Here is a 12,533-nt window from a genome sequence, read left to right on the forward strand (position 1 = left end):
CATATGGCTTATCAATCTCAAGATATCATTCGTCGTTCCGCGACTAACGGTCTGACCCCCGCGCCTCAGGCGCGGGACTTCCAGGAAGAAGTGGCGAAACTCATCGACGTCACCACCTGTATCGGCTGTAAAGCCTGTCAGGTGGCGTGTTCAGAGTGGAACGACATTCGCGATACCGTCGGCAATAACATTGGGGTGTACGACAACCCCAATGATTTAAGCGCCAAATCGTGGACGGTAATGCGCTTCTCGGAAGTGGAGCAGAACGACAAACTGGAATGGCTGATCCGCAAAGACGGCTGTATGCACTGTTCCGACCCTGGCTGCCTGAAAGCGTGCCCGGCGGAAGGGGCAATTATTCAGTATGCCAACGGTATCGTCGACTTCCAGTCCGAGCAGTGCATTGGCTGCGGTTATTGCATTGCGGGCTGTCCGTTCGATATTCCGCGTCTTAACCCGGAAGACAACCGCGTCTACAAATGTACGCTGTGCGTTGACCGCGTGGTGGTTGGGCAAGAACCGGCCTGTGTGAAGACCTGCCCGACGGGCGCGATTCACTTCGGTACGAAAGAGTCGATGAAAACGCTAGCGAGCGAGCGCGTGGCGGAGCTGAAAACCCGTGGTTACGACAATGCGGGTCTGTACGATCCGGCTGGCGTCGGTGGTACACACGTGATGTACGTGCTGCACCATGCTGACAAGCCGAACCTGTATCATGGCTTGCCGGAGAACCCGGAAATCAGCGAAACCGTGAAATTCTGGAAAGGCATCTGGAAACCGCTCGCGGCTGTTGGCTTTGCGGCTACCTTCGCGGCCAGTATCTTCCACTACGTGGGTGTCGGTCCGAACCGTGCGGATGAGGAAGAGAACAATCTGCACGAAGAGAAAGACGAGGAGCGCAAATGAAACGACGTGACACCATCGTGCGCTACACCGCGCCGGAACGTATCAACCACTGGGTAACCGCCTTCTGTTTCATCCTGGCGGCGGTGAGTGGGCTGGGCTTTTTGTTCCCGTCCTTCAACTGGTTGATGCAAATCATGGGCACACCGCAGCTGGCGCGAATTCTGCACCCGTTTGTCGGCGTGGTTATGTTTGCCTCGTTCATCATCATGTTTTTCCGTTACTGGCATCACAACCTAATCAATCGGGATGATATCTTTTGGGCGAAGAATATTCGTAAGATCGTCGTCAACGAGGAAGTAGGTGACACCGGGCGTTATAACTTCGGTCAGAAATGCGTTTTCTGGGCAGCGATTATTTTCCTGGTTCTGCTGCTGGTGAGCGGTGTGATTATCTGGCGTCCTTATTTTGCGCCTGCTTTCTCAATCCCGGTGATCCGATTCGCGTTAATGCTGCATTCATTTGCCGCAGTAGCGTTAATTGTGGTTATCATGGTGCATATCTACGCCGCCCTTTGGGTGAAAGGCACGATTACCGCCATGGTGGAAGGATGGGTTACCAGCGCATGGGCGAAGAAACACCATCCACGCTGGTATCGTGAAGTCCGCAAGACAACGGAAAAGAAAGCTGAATGAGTATTCGCATAATCCCGCAAGATGAGCTGGGTTCGAGCGAGAAACGTACGGCGGATATGATTCCGCCGTTATTGTTCCCTCGGCTCAAGAATTTATACAACCGCCGCGCCGAGCGTCTGCGCGAGCTGGCAGAAAATAATCCGCTGGGTGATTACCTGCGCTTTGCTGCGCTTATCGCCCACGCCCAGGAAGTGGTGCTGTACGACCATCCGCTGGAGATGGATCTGACCGCGCGCATTAAAGAAGCCAGCGCACAGGGTAAGCCACCGCTGGATATTCACGTCCTGCCGCGCGATAAGCACTGGCAAAAGCTACTGATGGCGCTGATTGCTGAGCTGAAACCAGAAATGAGCGGTCCGGCGCTGGCCGTGATTGAGAATCTGGAGAAGGCATCAACACAGGAGCTGGAAGATATGGCCAGCGCACTGTTTGCCTCTGATTTCTCGTCCGTCAGCAGCGATAAAGCGCCGTTTATTTGGGCTGCACTGTCGCTCTACTGGGCGCAGATGGCTAATCTGATCCCCGGCAAAGCGCGTGCGGAATATGGCGAACAACGTCAATATTGCCCGGTTTGTGGTTCTATGCCGGTGTCCAGCATGGTGCAAATTGGCACCACTCAGGGTCTGCGTTACCTGCACTGCAACCTGTGTGAAACCGAATGGCACGTAGTGCGCGTAAAATGCAGCAACTGCGAGCAGAGCGGCAAACTGCATTACTGGTCGCTGGATGACGAACAGGCCGCGATTAAAGCCGAAAGCTGCGATGACTGCGGCACTTACCTGAAGATTCTTTATCAGGAAAAAGAACCGAAAGTTGAAGCCGTGGCAGATGACCTCGCCTCTCTGGTACTGGACGCGCGAATGGAGCAAGAGGGCTACGCCCGTAGTTCCATTAACCCGTTCCTGTTTCCGGGTGAAGGGGAGTAATCTCTGACGTTTTCCGGGTGGCGCTGGTCGCCCGGATTACAGCTCATAGGGTGTGACGACACCTGCTATTCCCGCAAAATCTCTCGTATTTCGCGAGGCGTTTTCCAGATACGATGTAACAGTTGCAGTTATTATAAGTTCAAGTAAAACAGCCTCGTATTAATACCAGAATAAGGGCATCTAGTTTTTTATATTCAAGAATAAAAAAAATTTTGTCATTCCTTATGATCCTTACACTGATCATCAACACCTACTGTCTCACCCCTTTGCCTGCTACCCTTTGCTTTACGCACCGGGAATTGCTAACGCTCCAGATATTGCTCTATCGCTTCGCGCAAAATTGCAGATCGCGAAACCTTACGCCAGCCCCTGAGCTTATTCAGCCGTTTAATTGCCTCTTCTGATAAATGAAGAAAAACCGTATTCATCGCCATTTTCACCACCTTACATATATTTCTCATTAATGTATGTGCGAAAACTACGCCGAAAAATTAATTAACGAAAGCTGATCTTTGCATGTTGTTTTGTTTTTACGAGGCGGTTTCCAAAGATAATGTAACAGTTGCAGTTATTTCAATTGTTACTCAAAAATGGTTTAGTTATAGCCCAGGATGGTTTATTACTTTTAATTAAGCGGGGGCACATCTACAGAAAAGAAACAACAAATAATAAGGATGAATTATGGATGCGATAAATATTTTATATTCAAGAATATTTTTTTGATTGGGTCTTCATTTGCTTCATCAGGATGGTGTACCCGAAAAAAGTCAGCATCTTTACCGCACCACGTTTAAGGTGAAATCTACCATCCATAACTGACCAGTCAGTGCTGCCACCAACTGGTCTTTGATTGCTAGTAGTAGTAAATTTGCGGATAACAGTCCGGGAACCAAACGATTCCGTCCGGATCATCCCCCCGCATCACTCTATAGCATTGGCGTCGATCATCGGCGCGACGACGAAGCGTAGTATAAAGGCGCTTCCATTCATGGTCGCCCGGTGTACTGTAGTTTACCCAACAATCCATTGAAGGATGACGCCATTTGCCTGTAAGTGTTGAGATCCCTGAATGCTTATGCGGCTTCGCTTTACCATTACGATCCCGGTCTTTACGCGTATTAAATGTGGACATTTTTAGTCTCCTGTTAAGAGTTCTAAAAATGTGCTTCCTTAAAATAGTTCATCATTTTCCCTTAATTCGCATAGCGTGCTTTTGCACGAATTTCCGACACGCGGGGACCATTATGATAGCGTCGATGCCCACACATCCAACAAGAACAAAGACAGGGAGTACGAAAGCAAACACCTGATGCTTTTAAGCTTCCATCGCCTGCTGTGCAATAACGACGGCGGATTTTTTTTAATCGCGCCATATGATGGCGACGTTCAGCACGATTACGGGTCATAGCAAAACTCCTGAACAGGCGGCACTATGCCGCTTTCATAGGAGCTCTGAATGCTGCTGCTTTCTGTATGGCATAACCATGCCTCTAACGGTTAAGTGCTTGCAGCACATGTTGCGGATCATTGGCAATCGCTCGCAGCAAAGCCTTTGCAGACCCGGTCGGTGAACGCCGCCCCTGCTCCCAGTTACGCAACGTGTCTACGCTTACGGAAATAAGAGCGGCAAATTTAGATTGTGACAACCCTGAAGCGTGGCATATTTCTTTGATTTTCATAGCATCAATTTCAAAAGTCCGTGAAGGCTGTCGCGTTCCTTCAAGAATTTCATTCATCTGGGTCATGCTGTGAGTCAACCGCTCAAAAGTGCGTTATCCTGCTTGATGCGACTGCGCATTTCGAAAGCTACATACGCAATGGTCACGATTACATCATCACACGCAATACTCTACTGAGTGGCTTTGAGATGTATCTGCCAGATATTGATCGCAAGCATCCTGACGCCAGCCCTCTTTGGCGCGATGATTTTAATGGCTTGCCGCCAGTTCATATAATTACCGCAGAATATGACCCGCTTTGTGATGAAGGCGAGGCGCTGTATCAGAGGATGACAGAGCAAGGCGTGCAATGTACCTGCCAACGCTACCTCGGGGTTATCCACGGATTTTTTCAGTTAGGGGGTATTAGCGAGGCTGCGCGATCGGCACTACGGGACGTTGCCTGGAGAGCGGGAAGGTAACTCCGGACCTGGGCACTGAAAAGGTTTTCAGATTGAAAACCTTTTCAGTGAAGTAAAACGTCCTACTCTTCTTCGTTCCCGCCCTCTTCATAAGGGCCAAATGGCTTAGCGGGAAGAACGATATACGTCCCTTCAAACACCGCACCAGGCGTCTCGTCGCCAAAGATTTCAACCTGCATTTGCACTCGCGCTTTGCGCCCGCGCGCCAGACGGTCGAGATCGCCACTTAACGCACCGAGGTCGGCTACCGCATGAGGTTTACCGCTAATCGGCTTGCTGTAACGAATATGCGCGTCAGCCAGAATAATCGTTCCGCCGAGATGGCGTTCGCGCAGCATCAGCCAGATAAGCCCCCAACCGGTGAGCGTTGCCAGCGAGAATAAACTCCCGGCAAACAGCGTATGATGCGGATTCTGATTGCCGGTTTCCGGCATGGTGGTGATAAATTTTTGCCCGGTATATTGCTGAATGCGCACGCCCATTTTTTCACTTAATGGGATGTGTTCATACCACGCCTGCTGGAGCTGGGCGCACCAGTCGCCGCGATGCAAAATGTCATCCAGAGTAGCGACGGGTTTAATCATCAAAAAATGACGAATAGGCGTGGTGGTGGGCGTGGTTATCTCCCCCTGATTCACAAACCCCAGCTTGGCAAAAAACTCCACCGCGTCTTCGCGGGCGCTACAGGTCACGCGCTTAACGCCTTCCTGGCGTGCTACCGACTCCAGGGTCATCGCCATCAGCGTCCCTAGCCCTTTGTCCTGCACGTCGGGATGAACGGCCATAAAACGGATGGAGGCTTCGTTATCGGCATTGATATACAGCCGACCTACCGCCACCAGATTACCCTGCTCGTCGACGACCATCTGGTGATGCGCCATCGCATCCCATGCGTCGCGTTCAGAACCTTTCGGTTGATGCAGGGGTTTACGCAACATCTCCCAGCGAAACTGATAGTAACGCTCTAATTCTTCTTCTGTTTGTGGAACCCGAAGGTGATACATAGCGATACTCTCTCTTGTTTCCCGTGACAACCCTGGAAGCTGGCTCATACCTGCAACCAGAATGTCACGGGGCCATCATTGACCAGCGATACCTGCATATCCGCAGCGAAGCGTCCTGTTTGCGTGTTCATCTCTTGCTGACGGCAGCGTTCGACGAAATAGTCATATAACGCCTCTGCGCGATCCGGTGATGCGCCTTTGGAGAAACTTGGGCGCATCCCTCGTTCGGTATCTGCGGCAAGGGTAAACTGGGAAACCACCAGTACACTGCCGCCCGCCTGTTGCACGTTGAGATTCATCTTGCCTTCGGCATCGCTAAAGATGCGGTAGCCGAGCACACGCTCGCACAGACGGTTTGCTTTCTGTTCGTCGTCATCCTTTTCGACACCCAATAACACCAAAAGTCCCGCGCCAATTTCGCCCGTCACTTCTCCCTCCACGGTGACGCTGGCACGGGTTACGCGTTGAATTAATGCAATCATGGTTCGTCGTCTTCTTCTTGTTCAGCAGCTTGTTTTAGTTTGCGGTATTCCCCGAGAGTGACAGTAATTTCCGCCCCAAGCAAGACGATACACCATGTCCAGTAGACCCAGACAAAGAGAATGGGGATCACTGCCAGTACGCCGTAAATGAGCTGATATGACGGGAACATGGTGATATAAAGCGCGAAACCTTTCTTCCCTGCTTCGAACAGGAGCGCGGCGACAAACGCGCCGACAATCGCGTCGCGGTTAGGTACGCGAATGGTGGGAACAACGCTGTACAGCAGCCAGAAGGAGATCCACGACAACAGCAGCGGAAAAATACGCAGCACATTATCGATAACGGTATTGAGCTCGCTCGCCCAGCGCAGGGAGAGCAGATAGGAGCTAATCGCCAGACTGGCTCCCGCCAGCAGCGGCCCCAGCGTCAAAATCATCCAATACACAGCAAACGAGTAAATTTTGGGACGCACCCGTTTACTGCGCCAGATGGCGTTGAGTGCACTATCGATGGAATACATCAACAATAATGCCGTGACGATCAGCCCACATGCCCCGACGGCGGTCATCTTGTTGGAATTGGCAACAAACTGTTCGATATATTGCTGGATAACATCGCCAGTGGCAGGTAGAAAGTTGGCGAAAATAAAATGACGCAACTGAATGCTGACGTCGGAAAACATGGGAAAAGCGGCGAAAAGCGCAAAAACAACGGCAACCAGCGGCACTAATGAGAGCAACGACACATAGGCAAGGTTACCTGCCAGGGTTGTCATGTTGTCCTCATTAATGCGTTGCCAGAGTAGTTTCAGCCAGGCCCATAGTGGACGAGTACGATGCCTGGCTTTTTCATGGATGGTTTTTAGCATAACACCTTCGCGAAATAGTCCGGGATGGTGGTTTTATCTTTCACCAGAATGCTGGTAATGCCTAGCTGATTAGCCCCTTCTATATTATCGGCGTTGTCATCGAAAAAGACGGTATCGCTGGGTGAAAAACCTTCTGCCTGTAAAACATGCTGGTAAATTCGCACTTCCGGTTTGCGCATACCCAAATCTTGCGACAGATAGATATGGTCGGCAGCATCACGGATTTCCGGGTATTCCTCCGGCCAGAAGGTGGTATGCAGGCGGTTAGTATTGGAAAGCACCACCACGCGATGCCCCTGTTCACGCAGTTTATGCATGATGTCGATCACTTCCGGGCGCAGCGCGACAAACACCGCCTGCCAGCCGTGGGAGAACTGCTCGTAGCTTAGCGGTAAGGCCATCTCATGACACAGTGCTTCAGCGAATTCTTCATCGCTGATCTCCCCGCGCTCATGCTGATGAAACGCCTCGCCCATATGGAAACTCTTCTTAAGCGTAGCCAGCGGAATGCGCGTTAAATCGCTCCAGGCTCCCAGCACACGGTTAAAGTCGATATCGACAATCACATTACCTAAATCAAAGATATAGAGCATTTTTGCCTCCTTTCTCGCCACAGGAAATTAACTGTAGCGGGAAAGGATGGGTTTGGCTATGTGGCAATAAGGGTAATCTTGTGATGCTGATTGCGAAAAAGCAGAGTAATTTCACTGGCTTTTTCGCAATAGATGAATGGTTAAGATTCAGGTGTAAATTGCCAACGAGTTTCGATGACCAGCGGCTTATCTGATGTCACCAATTCCGGCGTTAGATTTATTGCGTTAGGTGCCTGAGTAAGCGGATTAACACAGGTGGCATCGGGCTGTTTATCAAATACCACCAGACTGTTTGCAGAAGAGGTCATGGTCATCGTGAGTTTACCAGGCCACAGTAACTTAACCTTCACCCCGTCATAAAAACCAAAACAGTCATCCCAGGGACCAGCTTGAGGAGAGATGCGATTTCCAGTTGGCAGTTCATCACTACCCGCTTCCTCTTGCCAGTCCGCATCAAAAAGCACCTGCAACGATTCTGTATTTTGCGGAGTCAGCTTTTTCGCAAACCACGGATGCCAGCCTGCAGAGGCCGGGAATGTATCGGTATGTGAATGGATTTCCAGTTGCAAAACCAGCGCATCGTTCTCCAGCAAAAAAGTCTGAATCACTTCCCCTTGCCAGGGTCACGGTGAAGCCAGGGGCATACGTAAAGTCAGGGAATCTATTGTTTTGTCGATGATTTCCCACGTTGAGTAACAAGCCATACCATGCAACGCATGTGGTGGTTTATTGGCGGGTAAAGAATAACATTGCCCACCAGCATTCAGCGTCGCATTCCCCAGTCGCCCTGCCCACGGCACCATTGGGAAACAGCCATACTGAAAAGCTCTGCGCTGCGGCTGCCATTGGCGTAATACTTCAGAACCAAATGCCTTTAACGAGGTTATCCTGGCACCATCATGCGGATAAATCTGCAGGTGAATATTGCCTTTTTCCAGCGTCACTAACTCTCCTACAGGCCCAGGCCATGGCGCGTCAAACGCCTGTTGTAGCGCCAGGTAATGCTCGTTTTTTCGTTCAGTTTTCATGAGATTGTTCCCTGATGTAGCGGTAAGAAGCGGTTTCTTGTTCATCGGTCGGCTCAATCAGCCAGACGCAAACAAAGGAAAGAACTGAGACAGCAAATAAAAACAGAGCGACATACTACGGTTTTCCTCCCCCTAGCGCCAGCAAACTTGAGGCGATAAGGGGGCTTAGTCCGCCAAGAATCGCGGAAAATTGATAAGCAAAAGAAAGGCCGGTATATCGTACTTTGGTACCGAACATGCGGGTGAAAAGTGTTGGCTGCACGGCAAACATCATCGTCGAACCTAAGTTGTAGCCGAGGATCATACTGCACCAGATGATGAGCGTACTTTTGCTATCCAGTAATAAGAAGAAAGGAAACGCGAACAGGACACAAAATCCTGCTCCCGACAAATACAGACTTTTTTGACCTATACGATCTGATAACCATCCAACCAATGGACAACTGAAAATACCGATCGCCGAGGCAATCAACATACCCGTCAGGGGAATATCTCGCGACAATGCTAATTGGCTGGAAATATAGACAATACCAAAGGCGTTAATAATATTAGAGGAGACACTTTCCGCCAGCCTCGCACCCAGTGCCAATAAAATATTTCGTGGATGTTTTTTGAATAATTCAATCAACGGAGGAACGGACTTTTCTTTATTATTCGTCGTTTTTTGCTTTTGAAAATCCAGCGTTTCTTCGGTATGCAGGCGGATAAACAGCCCAACGATCAACATCACCGCAGAAAGCCAAAACGGAATGCGCCATCCCCAGGAGAGAAACTGCTCCGAAGTAAGAAAATGGTTACAGAGAGCAAAAATACCGGTTGCCAGCATAATACCCACAGACGCAGCCGTTTGCGGGAGTGAACCTAAAAATCCGCGTCGGGATTCGGGCGCTGATTCTATGGTCATCAATGCCGCTCCGCCGTACTCGCCACCAAGACCAAAGCCCTGAATCAAACGCAGCACCATTAATACAAGCGGTGCCCAAATGCCAATTTCCTGATACGTCGGGATAAAACCAATCAAAAATGTGGAGCAACCGACAATAGCCAGCGTCCAGATAAGTGTTATTTTTCGCCCGATTTTATCGCCAAAATGACCAAAGACGATGCCACCTAAAGGACGAGTCAGAAAACCGACACCAAAGGTCGCAAAGGAAGCTATAAGACCTATAAAAGGATCGCTGTCTGGATAAAACAGCGGTGCAAATACCAGTCCTGCTGCCGTACCAAAAATAAAGAAGTCATACCATTCCATTAACGCGCGTGCGAAACTGCCCATAACGACACGTCTCATGGCTTTACCGGAAAGCCCTTCACGCGGTGCGGGTAACTTTTCAGACATAATTTTCCTCTCCTGGTAGGCGAGAAATCCGGGATACGAACCACTAAACGTGGGCAGTTTGAATTAATGCGCATCGGTTTAAGCCGATGCGCATTAATTTATTTCTTCAATTCAGCCAGAACCTCTGCATCCTCAGCATCAACATTTGCTCCCAAAGGTTCCCAATTAATCAATACGCAGGTCAGGAACCCCAGGAATGGCACAATTGCCAACCAATAAAACGCTTCAGTTTTCAACGTACCCCACAGCATCGGCCAGAAAATGAGTCCTGCAATTGCCCCTGTGCGCATAATAGCGCGGGCAAATCCGACCCCAGTAGGGCGAATAGCGGGAGGATAAGAGAGTGTGGCAATGGTCATGCCCAGCCCACCAGGACCCGCTGAATGGAAGAAAATAATTGATCCCAATAGCCCTAAAGACAGCCAGGGATTAGTCGTTGCCAGTGCGCCTAACGACAGCAATGCTAAGGTTACAACAGCAAATCCATACATCGACTGTCGGCGAGTACCCAGTCGCTGGAGAATAAACGAGCCGATCATCCCGCCTGTCACCCCACAAAGGGCATTCACGACGGCAGAACCGGTCAACGCGCCAGTAAGCCCGCCACTTATTATTCCCGCCAACGTAAGAGGAAGATAAACACCTACGGCGTTATATTGCCACGCCTGCATGGTTGCCACGACACAACCAAGAATGGTGCGTTTGCGGTAACGATCATTAAATAAGATGCCATATCCACCACTGTATTTATTCTCTGCTTTTTCCGAGAATTTCGCTTCTGTTGTACCCGATGCCGCAACGCGAGCCTGAACACCATAACGTTTTCCCAGAATGTCGCACGCTTCCTGGTAACGCCCGACGCGTGCGGCCCACATTGCGGATTCACCAATAAAGAAGTAACGCAAAATCATGAAGATGACTGCAAAAATAGCTCCGATGAATATTCCGTAACGCCACAATTGTTCTTCAGCGATACCCGACAGAAGCAGCGGCAAAAGCACCAAATAAACAACGGTTGTCGAAACATACCAGGCCATTTGCCAGAGGTTGACCGACGTTCCGGTTTTCTTCGACGTTGAACCACGAAGCTCTGCCACGGCATTGGTTGCCAAAGGGAAGTCGATGCCTAAACCAAAGCCCATGATGACGCGGCACACCAGCACCCACCAGATACTGGGAGCAATAGCTACCGCTGCAGCACCGATGGTGCACAGCCCCATGCCAATAATAAATGCCCGCTTTTGCCCAAAGCGGTTTATTACTCGGTTCGCTAATAAACCGCCAATTAACGCGGCGATTAATACTGATGCATTGACGGTTGCAGCAAGACCCGGCGAAATGCCGAATTGAGCGGCAATGTATTTATTACCAAACCCCACCATCGCCGCCTGGTAGGCATCAATCAATATGCCGCCCAAAGCAATAAAAATAACGCCGATACTGGTGTTGATTGCAGAGTTCTTATTAACAATATCAATTACGTCCTGTGGCCGACTAATTGAATAAGTTGCAGGACTGGTGATTTGACTCATCGCAGTGTCCTTTTTAATTGTTGTAGGGTGGCGCTGACGTGACGCAGCGCCAGACAGAGATTTAGAAAATCATTCCGGCGCAAATTGCAGCATGACCTTTATGGAGTCATTTTGCTGCGCGCGTTCGAATGCCGCCGCTGCATCCTCAATGGCAAATAAATCGGTAACCAGTTCACTGGTATCAAACCGCCCATCCGCCAGCCATTCGATAACAGCATCGAAATCTTCAGGGATGTACATGCCAGAGTTGAGCAAGTCACGCTCGAAACGTTGCATCATCGGTAATGGTATTTCACGCGGCCCACTTGGTACGCCCATGCACACGACGGTGCCTCCGGCATATACACGGGTACATGCATCGTTAAGCGTGGCCTGCGCTGCAACGACATCAATCGCCCCCGTAAATCGCACATCTGCGGCCAGCTCACCTGGTGCCCAAACTTCTGCTGCGCCCAGCTTTAACGCCAGCGCGCGTTTGGCAGCGTCAGGTTCAATCACGGTAATCTTACCTGCCCCCATAATGCGCAGTGCCTGCACGATGGATAAGCCTATCGTTCCGGCACCAATCACCAGTACGCTTTCCAGAGAAGCTTTCGGCATTCGGTTAACGCAGTGACGAGCACAAGCCGCCGGTTCGGCAAAGGCCAACACTTTTAGCGGTAAAGAGGCTGGTGCGACATGGCAATTACGCACAGGAACAATGTGTTGTGAGCGAGCAAAGCCCGGTGCGCGAAAACCAGCAACCTGCGGTGGTTCACAAAGATTAAAACGTCCTGCTTTGCAGGCTCGGCATTCCATGCAAGCCATGATGGGATCGACCACAACATGATCGCCCGGCTGTACATTTTTAACGTCGCTGCCAACTTCCGTAACGCGCGCTGCAATTTCATGACCGGGGACGACAGGTGGTTTGGCAAACGGATGACCGCCTTTCAGAACATGCAGATCCGAACCGCATATCCCATAGAACACAGGCGCAATCCGCACTTCGTGCGGTTTAAGTTCCTGGTGTGGTACTTCAACATATTGAGTGGTGACTTTCCCAATATCTGAAAATAAAACCTGGGTAATTTTATCCATTG

12 protein-coding genes and 4 pseudogenes are annotated in these 12,533 nt (G+C 50.2%); 4 read left to right on the plus strand and 12 right to left on the minus strand.

What is annotated here, in order from left to right; genetic code table 11:
- Positions 1-3: 3 nt before the first annotated feature.
- The 3 genes from fdoH to fdhE are packed head-to-tail and all read left to right on the plus strand — an operon-like array spanning position 4 to position 2,464.
- Positions 4-906, plus strand: coding sequence for a formate dehydrogenase O subunit beta (gene fdoH / locus A7098_RS03615; protein ID WP_000331377.1), 903 nt, complete (start codon positions 4-6; stop codon positions 904-906).
- A complete protein-coding gene (gene fdoI / locus A7098_RS03620; protein ID WP_000829031.1) occupies positions 903-1,538 on the plus strand; it encodes a formate dehydrogenase cytochrome b556 subunit in 636 nt (211 codons plus the stop codon). Before fdoH ends, fdoI begins: the two co-directional genes overlap by 4 nt.
- On the plus strand, positions 1,535-2,464 hold the full coding sequence (gene fdhE / locus A7098_RS03625) for a formate dehydrogenase accessory protein FdhE (protein ID WP_000027708.1): 930 nt from the start codon (positions 1,535-1,537) through the stop codon (positions 2,462-2,464). Before fdoI ends, fdhE begins: the two co-directional genes overlap by 4 nt.
- A gap of 215 nt (positions 2,465-2,679) precedes the next feature.
- Here fdhE and A7098_RS03630 read toward each other — a convergent pair.
- From A7098_RS03630 to A7098_RS03650, 4 genes and pseudogenes are all read right to left on the minus strand, one after another.
- Positions 2,680-2,898 (minus strand): annotated as a pseudogene (locus tag A7098_RS03630) (CopG family transcriptional regulator).
- 419 nt (positions 2,899-3,317) lie between these two features.
- Positions 3,318-3,596 (minus strand): hypothetical protein, encoded by a 279-nt coding sequence (locus tag A7098_RS03640; protein WP_032227001.1) that lies wholly within the window; start codon positions 3,594-3,596, stop codon positions 3,318-3,320.
- A gap of 61 nt (positions 3,597-3,657) precedes the next feature.
- Entirely contained in the window at positions 3,658-3,870 is a 213-nt protein-coding gene (locus tag A7098_RS03645; RefSeq protein ID WP_024212558.1) for a hypothetical protein, read from the minus strand.
- Between the two features lie 84 nt (positions 3,871-3,954).
- A complete protein-coding gene (locus A7098_RS03650) occupies positions 3,955-4,209 on the minus strand; it encodes a helix-turn-helix domain-containing protein (protein WP_105280353.1) in 255 nt (84 codons plus the stop codon).
- 35 nt (positions 4,210-4,244) lie between these two features.
- Here A7098_RS03650 and A7098_RS03655 point away from each other — a divergent pair.
- A pseudogene (locus A7098_RS03655) lies at positions 4,245-4,604 on the plus strand (alpha/beta hydrolase fold domain-containing protein); the annotation flags it as partial.
- A 62-nt stretch (positions 4,605-4,666) separates the two neighbouring features.
- Here A7098_RS03655 and fabY read toward each other — a convergent pair.
- The 8 genes and pseudogenes from fabY to A7098_RS03695 form a co-directional block, all read right to left on the minus strand.
- A complete protein-coding gene (gene fabY / locus A7098_RS03660) occupies positions 4,667-5,608 on the minus strand; it encodes a fatty acid biosynthesis protein FabY (RefSeq protein ID WP_001297068.1) in 942 nt (313 codons plus the stop codon).
- A 44-nt stretch (positions 5,609-5,652) separates the two neighbouring features.
- Positions 5,653-6,090, minus strand: coding sequence for a D-aminoacyl-tRNA deacylase (gene dtd, locus A7098_RS03665; protein ID WP_000560983.1), 438 nt, complete (start codon positions 6,088-6,090; stop codon positions 5,653-5,655).
- Positions 6,087-6,959, minus strand: coding sequence for a virulence factor BrkB family protein (locus A7098_RS03670; RefSeq protein WP_000920722.1), 873 nt, complete (start codon positions 6,957-6,959; stop codon positions 6,087-6,089). Before A7098_RS03670 ends, dtd begins: the two co-directional genes overlap by 4 nt.
- A complete protein-coding gene (yihX, locus tag A7098_RS03675; protein WP_105280354.1) occupies positions 6,953-7,552 on the minus strand; it encodes a glucose-1-phosphatase in 600 nt (199 codons plus the stop codon). Before yihX ends, A7098_RS03670 begins: the two co-directional genes overlap by 7 nt.
- A gap of 140 nt (positions 7,553-7,692) precedes the next feature.
- Positions 7,693-8,580: pseudogene (locus tag A7098_RS03680) on the minus strand (aldose 1-epimerase).
- Positions 8,570-9,919: pseudogene (locus A7098_RS03685) on the minus strand (MFS transporter). Before A7098_RS03685 ends, A7098_RS03680 begins: the two co-directional pseudogenes overlap by 11 nt.
- A gap of 98 nt (positions 9,920-10,017) precedes the next feature.
- Positions 10,018-11,451, minus strand: a complete 1,434-nt coding sequence (locus tag A7098_RS03690) for an MFS transporter (protein WP_000078434.1) — start codon at positions 11,449-11,451, stop codon at positions 10,018-10,020.
- A 69-nt stretch (positions 11,452-11,520) separates the two neighbouring features.
- Entirely contained in the window at positions 11,521-12,531 is a 1,011-nt protein-coding gene (locus A7098_RS03695; protein WP_032227010.1) for a Zn-dependent alcohol dehydrogenase, read from the minus strand.
- Positions 12,532-12,533 lie beyond the last annotated feature (2 nt).

Source organism: Escherichia sp. MOD1-EC7011, from assembly GCF_002965005.1.
GTDB classification, from domain to species: Bacteria; Pseudomonadota; Gammaproteobacteria; order Enterobacterales; family Enterobacteriaceae; genus Escherichia; species Escherichia ruysiae.